Origin of the sequence: Pseudovibrio sp. Ad26, from assembly GCF_001623285.1 — a bacterium.
GTDB lineage: Bacteria > Pseudomonadota > Alphaproteobacteria > Rhizobiales > Stappiaceae > Pseudovibrio > Pseudovibrio ascidiaceicola.
In genome coordinates this window covers 158,825-178,039 of record NZ_LMCE01000058.1, presented here as the reverse complement: position 1 = coordinate 178,039, position 19,215 = coordinate 158,825, and the positions used below count along the sequence as shown (strand labels likewise).

Genomic DNA, 19,215 nt, shown 5'->3' with positions numbered 1-19,215 from the left:
AGTTTGTTAATAATTGTAGTTGGGGCGAAAATCCCTGAATACGGCTGATTTTAAACAATTATTCTAAGCTTTTCTCGCGTCTAGAGAGTAGCGACTGTCAATTGGCAACCTGCAATTTTCCCCGCTGATTTAATTTTGTTAAAGAACTGGGCTTAAGGTGCGAAGGCCCCCTTTTCCTGCCCGCCTTAAAGCTGTAACCAAGTTGCCAAGCGGCACGAGGGGCGGAATGAAGGGCACAGTCCAAAAATTAGAGAAGGCTAGTGAGACCATGAGAGTGGTCCCGCATAATGCCGAGGCAGAGCGCCAGCTTCTTGGTGCCATTATGGTAAACAACGAGACCTATTATCGTGTCTCGGAGTTTTTAGAAGCGCGCCATTTTTTCTTAGCTCCCCACAAGGATATCTATGACAAATGCGGAGCGTTGATTAAGGCAGGCAAGATTGCCTCGCCCATTACGCTCAAAACGTTTTTCCCGGCAGATGAGAAGATTGCAGACTTGTCTGCAACTCAGTATCTGCTGCGTCTTGCAGGTGATGCAACTTCTGTGATCAACGCAGAAGATTACGGCAAGACCATTTACGATCTGGCGACTCGCCGTAACCTGATCACCATTGGCGAAGACATGGTGAACATTGCTTATGACGCGCCCATCGATATGCCACCGTCCTCTCAGATTGACGATGCTGAGCGTCGTTTGTTTGAACTGGCGGAGACTGGCCGGTCTGATGGTGGTTTTCAGGACTTTGGCAGTGCACTGACTGAAACCATTGAGATGGCTGCAGCAGCCTTTCAGCGTGAAGGCGCCCTTTCCGGTGTTTCAACAGGTTTGCGTGACCTGGACAAACTCATGGGTGGTTTGCAGTCTTCGGATTTGGTCGTTTTGGCTGGTCGTCCTGCGATGGGTAAAACATCGCTGGTTACAAACATCGCTTATAACATCGCTGAAAATTATCAGACTGAAGAGATGCCGGATGGCACTGTTCGGACTGTAAATGGCGGCGTTGTTGGCTTCTTCTCTTTGGAAATGAGTGCCGAACAGCTGGCTACTCGTATTATTTCCGAACAGACAGAGATTTCTTCCTCCAAGATTCGCCGCGGCGACATCAACGAGATTGAATTTGAGAAGCTGGTTGCGGCAACACAGCATATGCAACACGTTCCACTTCATGTGGACCAAACAGGTGGTATTTCCATCGCGTCCCTCGTTTCCAAAGCCCGGCGGCTGAAGAGACAAAAGGGGCTGGATATGATCGTGGTCGACTATATTCAGCTGCTATCTGGTTCTTCCAAGAATCAGGGCAACCGTGTTCAGGAAATTACTGAGATCACCACCAACCTTAAAGCGCTGGCGAAGGAACTTAATGTTCCGATCATCGCGCTGTCCCAGCTCTCTCGTCAGGTTGAAAACCGTGACGACAAACGTCCACAAATGTCTGACCTTCGTGAATCTGGCTCGATCGAGCAGGATGCGGATGTGATCATGTTTGTATATCGTGAAGAGTACTACATGGGCAAAAAAGAACCGCCTGAAGGCACTCCAGAATATGAAGAATGGAGTGGCAAGATGGAGCAGTTGCGCGGCAAGGCGGAAGTCATTATCGCCAAGCAGCGTCACGGTCCAACTGGCATTGTTGATCTGCAGTTCCAGGGCGAGTTCACTCGCTTCTCTGATCTGGCAGACGACGCCCATATTCCTGACAGAATTATGGAGTAGGGCTGGTTCATCTTACTGAATTAGCGATTGGCCTGGGGTAACGCACATCAGTTGTGCAGTGCTCCGGGTCTTTCTTTTTAAATTCAGACATTTTTTGTAGGCTATTGCGCATTCAAAGAATCTGAGGGCAATCGCGTGACACATTCTGCCGCTCCTACATCTGCCCGCGCAGCTCGTTCTGCTGGCGGTGCTGCGAAGCTAACCATCGACCTTACCGCTTTACGCTCCAACTGGTGTTATTTGAATGGCAAGGTGGGGGATAGCTGTACTTGCGCTGTGGTGCTTAAAGCCAATGGTTATGGGACTGGTGCTACAGAAGTTGGCAAAACACTTTATCACACCGGAGCCCGTGTCTTTTTTGTTGCGCTTCCTGAAGAAGGAATCGACCTGCGCAAAGAGCTGCCGCACGCAGAAATCTATGTGCTGAATGGTCTCTTCCGAGGCCGTGAGAAGTTCTATTATGATTTCAATCTCAAACCTGTCTTAAACAGCCTTGAGGAAGCAACTGAATGGTCTGCTTTCGCGCAAGGTCTGAATGAGGAGCTGCCTGCGGCTTTGCACTTTGATACAGGCATGCATCGCCTTGGTATGTCCATTGGAGATGCATTGAAGACTGGTGAGTCACCTCATTTCCTGAAGGGCATCAAGATAGATCTGATCATGAGCCATCTTGCTTGCGCTGATACGCCTGACCACGAGCTCAATGCGAAGCAATTGGATCGCTTCCAGCGAGTTTGCGAATTGTTTCCGGGCGCCCGCAAATCCTTGAGCAACTCTGCCGGTATTTTCCTGGGAGCTGATTACCACTTCGACATGGTTCGCCCAGGCATTGCGCTTTATGGAGGAAACCCAGTTCCTGATGATAGCAACCCGATGCTTCCGGTTGCGCATGTTCTGGCAGAAATCATAAGTTTGCGTGAGGTTCCGCACGGCGATCCTGTGGGTTACGGGGCTTCCCGTGTAACACCGCGAAAAAGCCGAATTGCAACCATAAATGCAGGCTATGCGGATGGTCTACACCGACTGGTTGGCAGCTCTGACGACCAGCCTATCGGCGCACGGGTTTATATAGGCGGGCACTTTGCCCCGATCTTTGGCCGTGTCTCTATGGACATGATTGCGGTTGATGTGACGGATATTCCTGAGGAACACCTTTCGCGCGGTGCTCCGGTTGAGATTATGGGTGCGCATGTAAACGTGGATGAATTGGCAAACTTTGCTCAAACCATCCCATATGAATTGCTGTGTAGCCTTGGAGCACGCTATACACGCCACTATAAACGCTAGCGAGCTAAACACTGGCAGGAACCTGAATTCGATATGGCGAAACGCTCCCTTTCATTTGTCTGCCAATCTTGTGGGGCAACCACACTCAAATGGGCAGGCCGCTGCGAATCTTGCGGTGAATGGAACACAATTCAGGAAGAGCAAGAGGCCAGTGGTATCGGAGCTGGACCAAAAACCGCTTCGCGTTCCAAAGGACGCGTTGTCCCATTGGTTGGGCTTTCGGGTGAGACCAAAGACGCTCCAAGAATTATCACAGGCGTGGCCGAACTGGACCGCGTGACTGGCGGCGGCTTTGTGAAAGGGTCTGCTCTGCTTGTAGGCGGCGATCCTGGAATCGGTAAGTCCACCCTACTGACACAAGCCAGCGCACATCTTGCCTATCAAGGGCACAACATCGTTTACATCTCGGGCGAGGAAGCGGTGGATCAGGTACGCTTGCGTGCAGAGCGTCTTGGACTGCGCGATGCTCCGGTTCAATTGGCTGCTGAGACAAGTGTTGAAGATATTCTTGCAACTCTGGAAGCCAAGAAGGGCGATGAACGTGCTCATCTTGTAATTCTGGACAGTATTCAGACACTGTGGACCGAGATGGCCGATTCTCCTCCGGGAACGGTGACACAGGTCCGCGCCTCTGCGCAGGCGCTGGTTCGATTTGCCAAGAAAACCGGAACAACGGTTGTTATTGTTGGTCACGTCACAAAAGATGGCCAGATTGCTGGTCCGCGCGTTGTAGAGCATATGGTTGATGCTGTGCTCTATTTTGAAGGTGATAACGCGCATCAGTATCGCATTTTGCGAGCCGTGAAGAACCGCTTTGGCCCAACCGATGAAATTGGCGTCTTCGAGATGTCCGATATGGGGCTACGAGAAGTAAAGAATCCCAGTGCTATGTTCCTCAGTGAACGAAGCGCAACGGCTCCAGGTTCAGCCGTGTTTGCCGGGATAGAAGGTACGCGGCCTTTGCTGGTCGAAATGCAAGCACTTGTTGCACCCTCCCCCCTTGGCACACCACGCCGGGCGGTGATCGGGTGGGACAGCGCGCGCCTTTCCATGATTTTGGCCGTGCTTGAAGCGCGTTGCGGTGTTAAGTTTGCGCAACATGATGTTTATCTGAATGTCGCTGGTGGACTGAGAATTAATGAGCCAGGAGCTGACCTCGCCGTTGCGGCAGCTTTAATCTCATCGCTTAGTGGGGTTGCTCTTCCTCTCGAATGCGTCTATTTCGGCGAAATCAGTCTGTCTGGTGCAGTTCGACCAGTTGCTCAGGCAGCTTCCCGATTAAAGGAAGCTCAGAAGCTTGGATTCGGTCAGGCGGTTATCGCCGACGGGAATATGAAAGAAGGCTCCAATGCTCTCGGTCAGGTTAAAGGACTTGAGGAGCTGGGAGATCTGGTGGCAAATATTGTTGCCAGTGCACAGAAAATGGAAAACGCTTAAGGGTTTAACCTAGGCTGATTTTAACCGGCAGGCATTTTTGTTGGTTTGCCTGCCAGTCAAACAAGGGACTTGTGTCGACAGATGCCGATCACACTCTTAGACGGAATTCTACTGGTTATCATGCTGATCTCTGGCGTTCTTGCTATGATTCGCGGGTTCGTGCGTGAGGTGCTTTCTATTGCATCATGGGTCGCAGCAGCAGTCGCCGCCTATCTTTTTTATGCAAGCCTGAAACCATTTGTGTTGCAGCACGTAACCAATGACACACTGGCAACTGCCATTGCTGCAGGTGCTGTATTCCTCGTGACATTGATCGTGGTGAGCTACATCACCATGCGCATTTCAGACTTCGTGCTGGATAGCCGAATTGGCGCGCTCGACAGAACCCTCGGTTTTGTTTTTGGTGCAGCCCGCGGCTTCCTGCTTGTGGTTGTTGCGCTGCTGTTCTTTAACTGGTTTGTGCCAGAGCCACGCCAGCCAAACTGGATCATGGATGCCAAGTCCAGACATCTGCTGGTGACCAGTGGCCAAAGTCTGGTTGCGGCACTGCCGGAAGATCCTGAGCGTGCGATTATGGACCAGATTCGTAAGCAGGGCGGCTCAACCGGCTCTGCAACAGGTGCATCCAGTGATGAAGAAGCCCGTTACTCCCCAAGTGAGCGGCGCGGACTGGACCAGCTGACGGCCTCCGGCGAAGGCCGGAACTAAGCTTAGATTTTGACATTTGGCCCAAGTAAGAACCAAGGAGTGATGCCATGAGCAGTGGCGTATCAAACAATTCTGCCGCTTTGGAAGAGCTACAGGCAGATTTTGACGGCGATACCCTGCACGAGGAATGCGGTGTTTTTGGCATTCTTGGACATGATGATGCAGCAGCACTGACGGCTCTGGGGCTTCATGCGCTTCAGCACCGCGGACAGGAAGCTGCAGGCATTGTGACATTTGATGGCGATCAGTTCCGCTCAGAACGTCATATGGGTCTTGTGGGTGATCATTTCACTCAGCAGGAAACCATTGACAACCTGAAGGGCCCGTACGCGATTGGCCATGTGCGCTACTCCACCACTGGTGAAGCAGCACTGCGCAATGTACAGCCGCTGTTTGCTGAGCTTGATGGCGGTGGCATCGCAATCTGTCACAACGGCAACTTTACCAATGCGATGACCGTGCGCCGTCAGTTGATCAAGGATGGCGCGATCTGCCAGTCCACTTCTGACAGTGAAGTGGTTCTGCAGTTGGTTGCACGTTCCCGCGAGAAAAAGATCGTAGATCGTTTCATCGAGGCTATCAGCCAGATGGAAGGTGCTTACTCTCTTGTCGCGCTGACTCGCAAAAAACTGATTGGTGCGCGTGACCCTTATGGAATTCGCCCATTGGTTCTTGGCGATCTGAATGGTGCTCCGATTTTTGCGAGTGAAACTTGTGCACTGGACATCATCGGCGCGAAGTTCATTCGTGAAGTTGAGAACGGTGAAGTTGTTGTTTGCACACCAGGTGGTATCGAAAGCTACTTCCCATTCGGCAAGCGCCCTTCCCGCCCAGACATCTTTGAATACATCTACTTCTCCCGCCCGGACAGTGTTTTGAATGGTCATTCCGTTTATGACGTTCGTAAGCGTTTTGGACGTGTGCTGGCGCAAGAAAGCGCCGTTGAAGCAGATGTCATTGTTCCGGTACCAGATTCTGGCGTTCCTGCAGCTCTTGGCTTTGCAGCCGAAAGCGGGGTGCCGTTTGAGCTTGGCATTATCCGTAACCACTATGTTGGTCGTACCTTTATTGAGCCGACACAGCAGATCCGTACGCTTGGTGTTAAGCTGAAGCACTCTGCCAACAGAGCGCAAATTGAAGGCAAGCGCGTTGTGCTGGTGGATGACAGCCTTGTACGCGGCACCACCAGTGTAAAAATCGTCCAGATGATCAGGGATGCTGGCGCGAAAGAAGTTCACTTCCGCCTGGCCTCTCCGCCAATCAAATTCTCCGATTACTACGGCATCGATACGCCGGTTCGCGAGAAGCTGCTGGCTGCCAAGTACGATCTTGAAGGTATGCGCAAATACATTGGTGCAGATACCCTTGCCTTCCTGAGCATTGACGGTGTCTACCGTGCCATGGGTCATGAGAATGGCCGTGACAACGAGAACCCACAGTTCACTGATCACTGCTTTACCGGGGACTATCCGACCCCGCTTACAGATTTGTCTGACGATGTGGACACACGTCAGGCTCCCCGCCTTGTAGAAACTGGTTAAGTTCAATGAGTTCGAAAAGACTTGAAGGTCGTGTTGCTGTTGTCACAGGGGCTTCCCGTGGCATTGGCTATTTTGCTGCAAAAAAGCTTGCTGAAGAAGGTGCGCATATTGTTGCGATCGCACGTACTGTAGGCGGACTGGAAGAACTGGATGACGAAATCCAGAAGGCTGGCAGCTCCGCTACGCTTGTACCAGTAGACCTGACTGACTTCGACGCGATTGACCGTTTGGGCGCTGCGATCTTCGAACGCTGGAAGAAGCTCGATATTCTCGTTGGTAATGCTGGTATCCTTGGCCCGACGTCTCCGCTGGGTCATGTGGATCCGAAGAAGTTCGATGACGTCATGAAGATCAACGTGACTGCGAACTGGCGTCTTATTCGTTCGCTAGATCCGTTGCTGCGTCAGTCTGATGCGGGCCGTACGGTCTTCCTGACCTCAGGAGCTCCGCACAAGTGCCGTGCCTATTGGGGACCTTACTCCATGTCAAAAGCGGCTCTGGAGGCGCTTGTACGCACTTATGTGAACGAAACGCAAAAGACCAGCGTTCAGTCCATGCTTGTCAATCCAGGCCCGATGCGGACAGGTATGCGTGCGAAAGCAATGCCAGGAGAGGACCCGATGACCTTGCCGCATCCTTCGGAGATCTCTGAGGACATCGTACGCTTCTGCTTGCCAGAAAGTATCGAGAACGGTCGGCTCTATGATTTCCCAGGCAAGGAACTGCGCGATTTTGTTCAGCTGACAAGCTAGACGAACTAGATCCAAGAACACAAAAAGCCCCGGTCATGTGCCGGGGCTTTTTTATTAGATTGTTTGGATTGCTTTAAATGAAGCACTTATCAGTGAGCTTTTTAACCTGTCCATACACGTTTGGGGCGGCCGCGACGACCTTGCAACCATTCATGACAGCATCTGCAACATTGATGTCCTGGCAGATCCCGCCTGCCTCTTCCATGAGGAGGAGACCGGCCATGCAGTCCCAGGAGTTCATGTGCTCTTCAATGTAGCCGATGAGACGGCCAGAAGCCGCATAAGCAAGCATTAATCCGCCAGATGCGTTACGGAAGAAGATGCCACCCTCATCAAGCAGTGCATCAACTGCATCTTTAACTGCCTGATTACGCCCGCGTGCACTGAAGCCCAGACCGATGGACCCATTTGACAATGAATCGCTCGTGGACACTTTCATTGGCGTACCGTTGAGTGTTGCCCCTTTGCCTTTTTCAGCTGCAAACAGTTCATCAGCACACGGATCAAAAGTGACGCCAATGTATTTCTCGCCGTTTTTGACGCAAGCAATGATCACACACCACTGTGGAATGCCGGAGACAAAGTTCGCGGTACCGTCAATCGGGTCGATAATCCAGGTGTACTCAGAGGTACCTGGTTTGGGATCACCCTCTTCTCCCACGATACTGTCATCTGGGAAAGCTTCGGCAATAGCTTTGCGGACAAGGATTTCAGTGTCGCGATCAGCCTCAGAAACCATGTCCTGATGACCTTTACTTTCAATATTGAGGGTGTCCAAACGCGTAAAATATTCGTGCGCATAGGCACCAGCGCGCTTAACCAGAGCGTTGGCGAACGTAAAACGGTCTTGTGACATGATAATCCTATTAAATGTAGGGAATGCGGAAAGAGAGCGCGATTAAAAGCAGTTTCAGGAAGAATTGCAACTTATTAGCGGCACTGACTGATACTTCTAGAGAAAAATTCAAGTACGCGACAGTGGTCAGAACCCTGAGCGTTCCCGGTTCTCTGGGATTTGGCAAAATAAAAGGGTAGCTGAGTGCTACCCTTTTATGAAATCAAGTGAAAGCGAAATCACCTTCTCTTCTTGTGATATGGATTGTCGCCCTTTCTATAGGACAGACGAATGGGCGTTCCTTTGATGTCAAAACGCTCACGAATACCATTCACAAGATAGCGAGTGTAGCTCTCTGGCAGATTGTCTGGCTTGGAGCTGAACACCACAAAATGCGGTGGACGTGTCTTTGGCTGTGTCATGAAACGCAAGCGAACACGACGTCCTGACACAGCTGGCGGCGGGTGGTGGATCAGAACACCTTCCAGCCAGCGGTTGAGGCCAGAGGTACCAACGCGCTTGTTCCACATCTCGTAAGCCCGGAAAACAGCCTGCATGAGCTTATCAAGGCCCTGCCCGTTGATACCGGACATGGTGACAATCTCAACACCACGTAGCTGATTCAGATAGCGTGCTTGTGAATCCTTGATGTGACCCCAAGCATCCTCGCGATCCTCAATCAAGTCCCACTTATTGAGAGCAATAACGATTGCGCGACCTTCACGGGCACACAAATCAATGATCTGCAGATCCTGCTTCTCAAAGGAGATGGTGGCGTCGAGCGTTACAACAACAACTTCAGCGAACTTAATTGCACGAAGGGCGTCCGCAACGGAGAGCTTTTCCAGCTTTTCCTGCACCCGTGCCTTCTTGCGGATACCTGCAGTGTCGAACACCTTCACATGGTGATCCTGCCATTCCCACTCAACAGAGATACTGTCGCGAGTGATGCCAGCTTCAGGTCCGGTCAGAAGGCGCTCTTCACCCAACATTTGGTTGATGAGAGTAGACTTGCCTGCATTTGGACGGCCAACAATTGCCATGCGCAAAGGACGTTCGAGCGTGCCAACTGGCTCGTCGATCTCTTCGTCCTCTACATCAACATCTGTACGTGCTTCAGTAAATTCGGAAGAATCTTCCATCTCGTCTGCAGCATCTACAATCGGGCGCAGAAAATCATATAGCTCGGACAGACCTTCTCCGTGTTCCGCAGAAAGAGGAACAGGATCACCCAACCCAAGCGTGAACGCATCATAGAGACCGCCATCGCCTGCTTTGCCTTCCGCCTTGTTGGCGCAAAGAATTACAGGGGTGTCGGCACGGCGAAGAAGGTTCGCAAAGTGCTCATCAAGCGGCATCAAGCCAGCGCGTGCATCAATAAGGAATAAGCATGCATCCGCATCCCGGATTGCTTCTTCTGTTTGAGCGCGCATACGCCCTTCGAGGCTTGCTGCCTCTGCTTCTTCTAGGCCGGCAGTATCAACGATCTTGAATCGCAGATCGCCCAAGCGTGCATCACCGGACCGACGGTCACGGGTCACACCTGGGGTATCATCAACAAGCGCTAAGCGCTTGCCTACAAGGCGATTGAAGAGCGTCGACTTGCCAACATTAGGTCTGCCAATAATGGCGACTGTCGCAGTCACGCGAATACTCCTCGTATGGTATGCAGCATTTAGAGTAGTTCGCCTTATGCGCCCTACTCTAAGCTTTTATTTTTTAACGTATCCCAGTTTCGAAAACCGGTATCCACTTTCCGGAGGACACGTTTAGTTCAGCGCTGCAACCGCTCCGTCACTGGTAAGGACGACCATACGTCCACCAGCAACAATTGGTGATACAAATACGCCACTGGTCACTTTCCGCGATGCGGATGCCTGACCGGTTTTTGCATTCACAGATGCAAGATAACCGTTGCTGGACATGGCGATCAGCTGGCCGTTGGCCAAAATTGGCCCTGCCCAGTTGACATTCTTGGCGTCACTTTCGCCAGTTGGCAACTTGGCACTCCAGATAAGGTTGCCGGTCTTGCTTGAGATTGCATGCAATTTGTCATCCAAGCCGATCAGGAATACCGTACCACCGGAAACAACCGGAGTATGTACAGCACCAAAATCAGCCTCCCACAAACGCTCGCCATCTTTCAAAGCAATGCCCAGTGTGCGTCCAGCAACGGAGGTTGCAATAACCTTGTTGCCTTCAATGATTGGGCTTGCAGAAACATCTGTCAGGCCAGAGAGCGCGCGTGTACGGAAGGACCGTGCAACGGTATCGATCCATTTAGGCTCACCGCTGTTAATGTCAAGTGCCATAACCTCACCTGAGGAAAACGGAACGACAACAGTGCTGCCCGAAATTGCCGGATTTGCAGAGGAAAGCAGGCCTGCTTGTTCTGCGATGCCAGCGAATGACCATGCCTGTTCCCCATCTGACTGGTTGAGGCCGATCACTTCATTGTCTTGTGTTACAACGACAACTTTGCCATTGGCCGCTGCTGGCGCACCGCGAACCGGTGTTTCCAGTTGCTTGGTCCAAAGGACGTTGCCACCTTTATCAAGTGCATAAACATTGCGGTATGCGGTTGCGACAAAGATCTTGCCTCCGTCAAGCACGACACCACCACCTGCGGCAACTTCGTTCTCGCCTTCCAGCCCCAGGTTCTTTGTGAAGACCTTGGCGCCACCTGTTGTCAGAGCAACGAGGTTTCCATCTGACTTATAGACGTAGATGCGCTGGCCATCAGAAACCGGACGCGCTGCGGTACGCGGGTTACTGGAGCCAATACCAAAGAAGCCCGGAGAACGGACCTGACCGATGCTCGAAGACCATGCAACACCACCGCTCACATTGATTGCGATGTTGCCCGGATCATTGCTCTTAGGACCAGCAGCTGTTGGCCAGGTTGACCCACCTGTCGCCGCACCGATCTTGGCATCTCCACCTGTTGCAGATGGCTTTAATGCGCCTTGATACAGTGGCTGACGGTCTCCTTCAAGAAACTCATCATCGCCGCCGAATGGATTTAGACTGGAAAGAGAAGAACAACCAGCCAGCGTCAGCGCAAGCGCGCCGGTTCCAATCAAAGCCTTCCAAGACTTTCTTTTGGTCTCGCTCACTTATTCAGTCCCCTTTTCGTCTTTGCCCAATGCAGAGGTAATTAGTTCAAGATAAATTTGTGCGCGCCCGGAAACATCTGACGGAGCAGCTGCATCATTCACTATTTCGCTGAAGCGCGTGCGAGCCGCATCCAGATTACCAGCCTTGTACTCAGCAGCGCCCAGAATTTCCAAAGCAGAAAAACGCCATGTGTTACCAGCAACAGCCAGGACTTCTGTGTGTTTTTTCACCGCGGCAAGGTCGCCGTTATCCAGCAGCAGATAAGCAGCGCGGATATTGGCGAGGCCCTTGTAAATGATTGGTGTGGCACTGTCAGCGGCGACCGCTTCAAAAGCCTTGATGGCTTCGTCAGGTTTACCTTCCAGTGCCAACTCGGTTCCAATGCGCATCTTGGCCATCATAGGATAACCGCCAATGCTGCCTTCCATGGAAACGAAAGCTGCCTGTGCTTCGGTGTAGTTGCCTGCGTCTGAAAGCTTGATAGCTTCCAGAAATTCAGTGCCCGCAGCCTGAGACTGTTTGTTCTGCCAGTACTCATAGCCGCGAAAACCTGCGGTACCTACAACGATAAGACCTGCTGTCAGGTATACAACCGGAGCAAAGCGCTTCCAAAGCTTTGAAAACTGGTCGCTTCTTACTTCTTCATCGACTTCGCGAAAAATGTCGGACATAACTTCAAATGTTCCTGCAGCAACGATTCTTAGGTTCGTGGTATCTCAATGGGCGGCGTCACATTAAAACTAAGAGAGCCGCAGGCAAACCTCTTTCTCTACCTCTTTCAACCGATTAGTGGCTTTATTAGGGCAATGAAAGAGTTTTCCCTGCCAACATTTACAAGTGTAATTGCCGAGAGAGACCACTTTGATGTCTGTCTTGAAACCTTACCCCATGCAAAAGGTCAAGCTATGATCGATACCCCGATCAAAATTGCATGTAGTTTCCACACGAACAGGCCGTAGAAAATCAAACCGAGGCCTACGGAAATCACATCATTTCGCGTTGCGTTTGGGTATTCCCGGCTTGGTGGATTGATACGCTCGCGGCGGGCAATGGTAATTCTTACAAGAATTGCCCAGATCAAAAATGAGCCAAACAACAGCACAGAGTAAGGTTCACCGTTTGCAAACAGGTGAGCCACAGCCCAAAGCTTTGTTGCGTTGATCAACGGGTGCTTGGTGACGCGTGTGATATTACCCTTCAATTGAGAGGCAAAGAAGAGCGGAAAAACAGGCAGCATCAACAGCATGGTGACGTGACGACCCCAGCTTGGTGCGACATACCATGGCGCATAATCACCATTCCAGGCGGCACCGAAGCCATAGACGATTGCGACCAGAGCACCCAATGAAATGAGCGTGTACAGTCCGCGATATCCGTTGAACGACAGACGTTGAACCAACGTGTCCCGAAGCGCCGAGAACGACGGGATCAAATGCACCGCAAAAAATGCGGTGAGGCCTGAAATCAATAATGCCATAAATTGTTCTCCCCCAAGATCAATTGAGGGCAAAGGTATTTCACAGAGTGCTTAATTGCAAAACAATCTTTGGATCAGCCAAATTCCTCAGCTTAAAGCAAAACCGGGTGCGCAACTGATCAGTCACGCACCCGGTTTTGCTGAAACACTCGCGATTTGAGAGTTTGCTTAAGTCAGGATCGGCATACCGATCAGCAGCGCATGTAGTTTCCAGACAAACAAACCGTAGAGGAGCATGCCCAACACAACGCTGATGATGTCATTACGCAGAGCGTGTGGGAACTCTTCAACTGCGGTGTTTTTGCGATCAAACTTCTTCAGAGAAATCCGCGCCAAGATCGCCCAGACAAGAAAACCACCGAACAGTGCAACAGAGTATGGCTCACCATTGACCAATAAGTGAGAGATTGCCCAGATCTTTACCGCCAGAATAACGGGGTCTTTGGTCCACTTGGCGATATTACCGCGAATAAACTTCGCAAAAACCAGAATGAATACTGGTAAGAGCAATGTCATAGCCAGATGACGTAGCCAGAATGGCGTTACGTACAGCGGAAACAGGTCTTCCTCACGCGCCAGAACGAAGCCGTAGATCATGGAGAAAAGGCCTGTCAGCACGATCAGTGAGTAGATCGCCCGGTATGGATTCAGTCCTATGCGCTGAACGACTGAGTCACGAAACCCAGGAAAAGATGGGACGAAGTGAATTCCCAGAAAGATGAATAGCCCAACTAATAACAGCGTCATCGAGTGACCCTTTAGATTTGTATTTTACGTTAAAGCCCCTAGATAGGCTTGTGCACTGTGACCATACGCAGTGAAATATCAACAAGCCTGATCGTCCCTGCGTAAGGTGTTTTATACATTTACCCAATTCTTTTTCGCAGAACCCTTGAGCTCATGCTGCTTTTCTCGCTAAATCAGGGTGAGTTGTTTATCTGCATATATCATAACTTGACTGTTTGACTCCTATATTTGCGCAAGATCTAAGGTTTCACAAACAGAAACAGTGCCTGGAAAGTTCTATGTCCGAAAGTGACAGTGCAACAGAAACTAGTGAACGTCGCCGCGTTCGCCGTCGGCGTACGCTTAAAGAAGGGCGCATTGTTTTTGCGAGCCAGTCGATGGTTTTCGACTGTGTTATTCGAGATTTGTCCGATTTTGGTGCCCGCTTGAAGATGGAAACAACGATCGATATTCCCGATGAGTTTACACTCTATCTGGTTCATCTGCGCCAGCGCGTGCAAACCGAAGTCCGCTGGAGAACAGCAGATACACTGGGCGTAGAGTTTGTGGGCGAAAAAGAAACCGTTTCCAGCCTGATGAAAATCTAGTCCACTCCCTTAAACGCCCGCTATGTTGGGCGTTTTGTTTTGCTTGCACAGTTTCTCAATTCGCGCTCATACTGACTACCTGACGGTTTGGGCGGGAGATGATCTGATGACACTGGCTCTCAATGATGCAGAGAAGTTACTTCTTGCACGAAAGGCAGAACTGACAGAACTCACTGCTATCTCTGAGGGAGACCGTGCAACGGTTGCGCTTGACCAACAGTCCGTTGGCCGCCTCTCCCGCATGGACGCTATGCAACGGCAAGCGATGGCTCAAGCCAATGACCGCCAACGCGCCAGAGAACTTCAACGGATCGACAGCGCTCTGCAGCGGATCAAAGAGGACGAATACGGCTTCTGCCTTGAATGCGGAGATGATATTCCGGAAGCCCGACTGCGCGTAGACCCAGCCGCTCTTTATTGCATAAGCTGCGCAAAGTTGTTTGGGTAGATAACTACGTTTGAAATTCGCTCTAACGCGCTCTCCAAATTGTACTGACACCCTTCTTATTTTCTCTTGCCCAGACGAGATCAAATTCTGAAGCCATCATCGAGATGCCATCTGTCCTACGGCGCAGGTCGAGGTAGATGATGCTCTTTTTTCTGATGACTTGCTTCAGTGTCTCAAAATACGTTGAAATCGGAAAATGCCAGCCATAAGCAAGAAAAGACACAACGACATCAAACGTGTCATCAGGAAACGCATCATGATCCAGATTGATAAGACTGAGGTTTTCAGATGCGATTCCATTGAGCTGTAAATTTTCGGCTGTGCGTGCCAGATCATTATAGATCGCTGCATCAGGCTGAAATCCGTATTTAATTTCCTTGTCTTTGCCATTTTTATCCAAGCCGACAAAACAATGATCCGCCCCATATAACCCCTTTTAAACGAGCAGGCCAAATCCGAGACCGCAGCCAATATCCAGAAATCGACCTTTCGCAGCAAGGTCCAAGACGTGATCCTTCAACACTCGGACAGCTTTGGCGATGTGTTTTCGATATAGACGCAGGACTGCATCTTCACCTTTGCCGATCAGATCCGTCCGTTGGCAAAGCAAGAGTTCTCTGTGTTGCTCAGTTAGATACAACTCTGCATCAGGTAAATCCTTTGGTGACTGACTCCACATCCCAAAACATCAGGCAGTATGAACCAACTGGGCTAATTAGAAATCCGTGCAAAATTGGACGTGGCATTGATCACTGAACAAGAAAAAACCGGGGAAGTTGCCCTCCCCGGTTTTGATTAGTTTATTCCCACTCAATGGTTCCCGGAGGCTTTGAGGTCACATCATAAACGACGCGGTTGATGCCGCGGACTTCGTTAATGATGCGGGTTGCCGCCCGGCCTAGGAATTCCATGTCGTAGTGATAGAAATCAGCAGTCATGCCATCTACTGAAGTTACTGCGCGCAGGGCGCAGACGAACTCGTAGGTGCGGCCATCGCCCATAACACCAACGGTTTGGACCGGCAGCAGAACAGCGAATGCCTGCCAGATGGCATCATAGAGACCAGCTTTGCGGATTTCATCCAGATAGATGGCATCTGCCTGACGCAGGATATCCAGTTTCTCACGCGTGATACCGCCCGGACAGCGGATCGCAAGACCCGGACCTGGGAATGGGTGCCGTCCAATGAAGCTGTCTGGCAAACCCAATTCGCGACCAAGGTCACGAACTTCATCTTTGAACAGTTCACGAAGTGGCTCAACCAGCTGCATATTCATGCGCTCTGGCAAGCCTCCCACGTTGTGGTGAGATTTGATGGTGACGGATGGACCGCCCGTGAAGGAAACACTCTCAATCACGTCAGGGTACAACGTGCCCTGTGCGAGGAAGTCTGCGCCGCCAAGTTTTTTCGCTTCTTCTTCGAAAACTTCAATGAAGAGCCTGCCGATGGTTTTGCGTTTGACTTCCGGATCGCTCTCGCCTTCCAGCTGACCAATGAACAGATCAGCAGCATCCACGTGCACCAACGGGATGTTGTAGTGATCACGGAACATGGACAGGACCTGCTCCGTTTCACCCATGCGCATCAAACCGTGATCAACATAGATACAAGTGAGCTGGTCGCCGATTGCTTCATGGATCAGCACTGCAGCAACAGAACTGTCAACGCCACCGGACAGGCCGCAGATGACTTTTTTGTCGCCAACTTGCTGACGAATACTCTCTACCGCCTGCTGGCGGTACTCAGCCATTGTCCAGTCGCCTGAACAGCCTGCAATCTTATGCGTAAAGTTCTCGATGAGCTTCGCACCATCGGGAGTGTGAACCACTTCTGGGTGGAACATAACACCGTATTGCTTTTTGGCTTCATTTGCATAAGCAGCAAATGGTGCACCTTCAGAGGTTGCAATTGCCTCAAAACCTTCGGGCAGCTCGACAACACGGTCACCATGGCTCATCCAAACCTGATGTTTGGAGCCAATTTCGTCCCAAACCCCATCAAATAGTGGGCTTTTCCCTTTAATTTCAAGGAAGGCGCGGCCAAACTCGCGATGATCAGAGCCTTCCGCTTTGCCGCCATTCTGGACACAAAGGGTCATCTGACCATAACAAATTCCGAGGACAGGAATACCAGCCTCAAATACGATCTGGGGTGCGCGTGGGCTCCCCATTTCAGTCGTGGATGCCGGACCACCTGACAGGATCACCGCCTTTGGATTCATCTCCTTAAAAGCAGCTTCTGCAGACTGGAACGGAACGATCTCGGAGTACACACCAGACTCGCGCACACGGCGCGCGATCAGCTGAGTGACCTGAGAACCAAAATCAATAATGAGGATGCGGTCTGTCATGCGCAGCTTCTACTCTGTGCGCATTGATTTGGAAAGGTCTTTTACGCGGAAAAATCGCGGTTCCGTTAAGGGCAGATGATGTTTTTCTGTGTGCTTTGTCCGAAGGTCCAGTCAGCTACAATATCGACTGCTCGTGTTCTTCGATACGGCTCATCATTTGCCCCAATCTGATGCGCTCCTGCACATCTAACTGCGGCAGTAGATTCTTCTCAAGCTGTTCAAGTTGGGCCTCAAGAGCTCGTAAAACAACGCGTCCATCTTCTGCCAAGTTCAAACGGACAAGGCGACGGTCTCGAGGGTGCTCATGTTTTTTTATAAGATTTGCTTCTGACAGGCGCTTTACAGCACGCGATACAGCCACCGTATCCAATCCAATAACTGGCCCCAACTCCCGTACAGACACAGCACCCATCCGCTCCAGTGCACTCAACACGAGCCACGAGGGAAGCGATAAACCATATTGCTTCTGTAAATGCTCGGAAAGCCGGCGCTCAATAAAGCGGCCAGTCGCGATGATGCGCAGAGGCAAATAGTTCAACAACTCGACGTTATGTTCGTCTTCAAACAAACTTGCCTGTGTCGTTATTTTCGCACGGTATTTCTCCGCCATAACCCTTTGCCCTGCGTCGGATGCTTTGCTTCATTCCATTGACCGATAAGAAAACGGAAAATGGTTAAGCTGTCTTGAATATTGGTGATTTTTCCCAGGCACTAGCCCCTGAATGTGGTTTTGATGCGTTCAATATCATCTATCCACGCCTTCCTTCAGGATCAACCCGTTCCACCTTTGACGCTGATTTGCCAACCGCTTAGGCTTCATCGTGCATAGATACGAATTTGATTCGCAGAATTGCCTGTCAGCAGATCCATCCGAATGGATCTACGGGCGGCACTGCCCAACGAGGGGGTCCGTAAAAGATGACAGAGACACTGCGCGGTATACCGGACACTAACGCCCGGCAAGAAAAAATCAATGCTGCACTTGATGCTATTGCCTACCTGGAACAGGACGAGCGCTTTGATGAAGTGATCCCAGTCTATCAGGATCTTGTTGGACGCTACCCTGATGATGTCGAGCTTCTTTTCAAGATGGCAACGATTATGTTGCGCAATGGAGATTTGAGGGAATCCGTCGCCCATTTGCGTAAAGTATTGTTCATGAAACCAGAACACTTGGCTGCACGCTCCAACATGGGCAATGCGCTGCTTTTGCTGGGGTATCTGGAACAAGCTAAAGAAGCCTTTGATGCGGTGGTGGAAGCTGAGCCGGAGAACCGGAATGCGCTTTATGGGCTCGCAACCATTTTGATCAAAATGCATGGGCACGCGGAAGCAGAACCGTATGCCCGATGCCTTGTACAACTGATTCCAAACAGCGCCCCTGCTCTTTCACTTCTTGGCGATGCTTTGAGTGCGGAGACCAAGGCGGAAGCGGCAACCCTGAACTATCGGGCAGCACTCAGAGTTGACTCACAATATGTTCCTGCTCTGGTTGGCCTCGCAAAGCTGCTCATCATTCGCAAAAAGAGTGAGGAAGCACTGGCGCATCTGGACAAGGCTCATGACCTGCAGCCCCGCAATGTCGAAGTGCTTTTCGCAATGGGGCACGCTTACTTGCTGGAAGAAAACACCTCCAGTGCTGTAGAGAGCTTTGAACTGGCTCATGCGTGTGAGCCTGAGAACGCGGCTGCGCTCGTTCATCTGAGCATTGGCAAGCGCAAACTTGGTCTTGTTTATGCCGGAGTTTATCACGCGGCTGCCGCATGGCGGCTTGCACCAGGCAATAAGCAAGTCAGCAACGCACTTGGCGCAGCTCTTGCCGCAGCTGGTGCCACTGATGCCGCTCGTGATGTCTTGACGTCTTCATCCAGAAACAGTCAGTTTTTGGAGGCAACCGAAGCAGCGATCAAAGAGGTCGAATATCTTGCTGAGCAAGGTTATGAGCGGCCTGTTCGTGAGGAAAAAGTTGCACCTGAGCCTTCAGAGCACAGCAAAAGCATAGAAGCCAGAGCTTTGGAAGAGGCCGGTGAAAGCGTATTTAAGGCACAGAGTGAAGATGCTGCTCCTGAAGAGCTGGCGGAAGATGTCGTCAAGGGTAAATCTGAGGTACCTGATGAGCTTGAAGAGAAAGCCTCCAGCTAATCCCATGGTTTGTTTGCCGTTTCGAAGCATGTCGCATTTCATATGCGACATGCTTTTTTATTAAAGCCAAGG

Annotated in this window: 19 protein-coding genes; 9 read left to right on the top strand and 10 right to left on the bottom strand. The window is 51.0% G+C overall.

Going from position 1 to position 19,215, the window contains the following annotated elements; all coding sequences use genetic code 11:
• Positions 1-226: 226 nt before the first annotated feature.
• The 6 genes from PsAD26_RS13555 (at position 227) to PsAD26_RS13530 (ending at position 7,439) form a co-directional block, all read left to right on the top strand.
• The gene (locus PsAD26_RS13555; protein ID WP_063296513.1) at positions 227-1,714 is read left to right on the top strand and encodes a replicative DNA helicase; all 1,488 of its coding nucleotides are present in this window, start codon (positions 227-229) and stop codon (positions 1,712-1,714) included.
• Positions 1,715-1,849: 135 nt separating this feature from the next.
• Positions 1,850-3,001 carry an alanine racemase gene (gene alr / locus PsAD26_RS13550; protein ID WP_063310843.1) on the top strand — a complete coding sequence of 384 codons (1,152 nt, stop codon included), beginning with the start codon at positions 1,850-1,852 and terminating at the stop codon, positions 2,999-3,001.
• A gap of 33 nt (positions 3,002-3,034) precedes the next feature.
• Positions 3,035-4,438 (top strand): DNA repair protein RadA, encoded by a 1,404-nt coding sequence (gene radA, locus PsAD26_RS13545; RefSeq protein ID WP_063310842.1) that lies wholly within the window; start codon positions 3,035-3,037, stop codon positions 4,436-4,438.
• An 81-nt stretch (positions 4,439-4,519) separates the two neighbouring features.
• A complete protein-coding gene (locus PsAD26_RS13540) occupies positions 4,520-5,146 on the top strand; it encodes a CvpA family protein (protein WP_063310841.1) in 627 nt (208 codons plus the stop codon).
• Positions 5,147-5,193: 47 nt separating this feature from the next.
• The gene (gene purF, locus PsAD26_RS13535) at positions 5,194-6,687 is read left to right on the top strand and encodes an amidophosphoribosyltransferase (RefSeq protein WP_063310840.1); all 1,494 of its coding nucleotides are present in this window, start codon (positions 5,194-5,196) and stop codon (positions 6,685-6,687) included.
• A 5-nt stretch (positions 6,688-6,692) separates the two neighbouring features.
• Positions 6,693-7,439 (top strand): SDR family NAD(P)-dependent oxidoreductase, encoded by a 747-nt coding sequence (locus PsAD26_RS13530; protein WP_063310839.1) that lies wholly within the window; start codon positions 6,693-6,695, stop codon positions 7,437-7,439.
• A 73-nt stretch (positions 7,440-7,512) separates the two neighbouring features.
• Here the strand turns inward: PsAD26_RS13530 and PsAD26_RS13525 are convergent, their stop codons facing one another.
• The 6 genes from PsAD26_RS13525 to PsAD26_RS13500 form a co-directional block, all read right to left on the bottom strand.
• Positions 7,513-8,295: an inositol monophosphatase family protein gene (locus PsAD26_RS13525; protein WP_063310838.1), complete on the bottom strand. Its 783-nt coding sequence runs from the start codon at positions 8,293-8,295 to the stop codon at positions 7,513-7,515.
• A 218-nt stretch (positions 8,296-8,513) separates the two neighbouring features.
• A complete protein-coding gene (gene der / locus PsAD26_RS13520) occupies positions 8,514-9,920 on the bottom strand; it encodes a ribosome biogenesis GTPase Der (protein WP_063310837.1) in 1,407 nt (468 codons plus the stop codon).
• 123 nt (positions 9,921-10,043) lie between these two features.
• Positions 10,044-11,390, bottom strand: a complete 1,347-nt coding sequence (locus tag PsAD26_RS13515) for a PQQ-binding-like beta-propeller repeat protein (RefSeq protein ID WP_063310836.1) — start codon at positions 11,388-11,390, stop codon at positions 10,044-10,046.
• Complete coding sequence (locus tag PsAD26_RS13510; RefSeq protein ID WP_063291845.1) at positions 11,391-12,062, bottom strand: tetratricopeptide repeat protein; 672 nt, start codon at positions 12,060-12,062, stop codon at positions 11,391-11,393.
• A 227-nt stretch (positions 12,063-12,289) separates the two neighbouring features.
• Positions 12,290-12,868: an NnrU family protein gene (locus PsAD26_RS13505; protein WP_063310835.1), complete on the bottom strand. Its 579-nt coding sequence runs from the start codon at positions 12,866-12,868 to the stop codon at positions 12,290-12,292.
• Positions 12,869-13,036: 168 nt separating this feature from the next.
• Entirely contained in the window at positions 13,037-13,615 is a 579-nt protein-coding gene (locus PsAD26_RS13500) for an NnrU family protein (protein WP_063310834.1), read from the bottom strand.
• Between the two features lie 278 nt (positions 13,616-13,893).
• Between PsAD26_RS13500 and PsAD26_RS13495 the strand changes: the two genes are divergently transcribed.
• Together PsAD26_RS13495 and PsAD26_RS13490 are read left to right on the top strand one after the other, a co-directional pair.
• Positions 13,894-14,202, top strand: coding sequence for a PilZ domain-containing protein (locus PsAD26_RS13495; RefSeq protein ID WP_057460940.1), 309 nt, complete (start codon positions 13,894-13,896; stop codon positions 14,200-14,202).
• 106 nt (positions 14,203-14,308) lie between these two features.
• Positions 14,309-14,650, top strand: coding sequence for a TraR/DksA family transcriptional regulator (locus PsAD26_RS13490; RefSeq protein WP_063310915.1), 342 nt, complete (start codon positions 14,309-14,311; stop codon positions 14,648-14,650).
• A 22-nt stretch (positions 14,651-14,672) separates the two neighbouring features.
• Here the strand turns inward: PsAD26_RS13490 and PsAD26_RS13485 are convergent, their stop codons facing one another.
• The 4 genes from PsAD26_RS13485 to PsAD26_RS13475 all read right to left on the bottom strand — a co-directional run bounded on the left by PsAD26_RS13485 (position 14,673) and on the right by PsAD26_RS13475 (position 17,611).
• Complete coding sequence (locus PsAD26_RS13485; protein WP_063310833.1) at positions 14,673-15,050, bottom strand: class I SAM-dependent methyltransferase; 378 nt, start codon at positions 15,048-15,050, stop codon at positions 14,673-14,675.
• A 36-nt stretch (positions 15,051-15,086) separates the two neighbouring features.
• Positions 15,087-15,260: a hypothetical protein gene (locus PsAD26_RS29700; protein WP_193758291.1), complete on the bottom strand. Its 174-nt coding sequence runs from the start codon at positions 15,258-15,260 to the stop codon at positions 15,087-15,089.
• Positions 15,261-15,450: 190 nt separating this feature from the next.
• Positions 15,451-17,001, bottom strand: coding sequence for a glutamine-hydrolyzing GMP synthase (gene guaA / locus PsAD26_RS13480; protein WP_057460937.1), 1,551 nt, complete (start codon positions 16,999-17,001; stop codon positions 15,451-15,453).
• A gap of 115 nt (positions 17,002-17,116) precedes the next feature.
• Positions 17,117-17,611, bottom strand: a complete 495-nt coding sequence (locus PsAD26_RS13475; RefSeq protein ID WP_057460936.1) for a MarR family transcriptional regulator — start codon at positions 17,609-17,611, stop codon at positions 17,117-17,119.
• Between the two features lie 308 nt (positions 17,612-17,919).
• Between PsAD26_RS13475 and PsAD26_RS13470 the strand changes: the two genes are divergently transcribed.
• Complete coding sequence (locus tag PsAD26_RS13470; RefSeq protein ID WP_063310832.1) at positions 17,920-19,143, top strand: tetratricopeptide repeat protein; 1,224 nt, start codon at positions 17,920-17,922, stop codon at positions 19,141-19,143.
• The last annotated feature ends 72 nt before the right edge of the window (positions 19,144-19,215 follow it).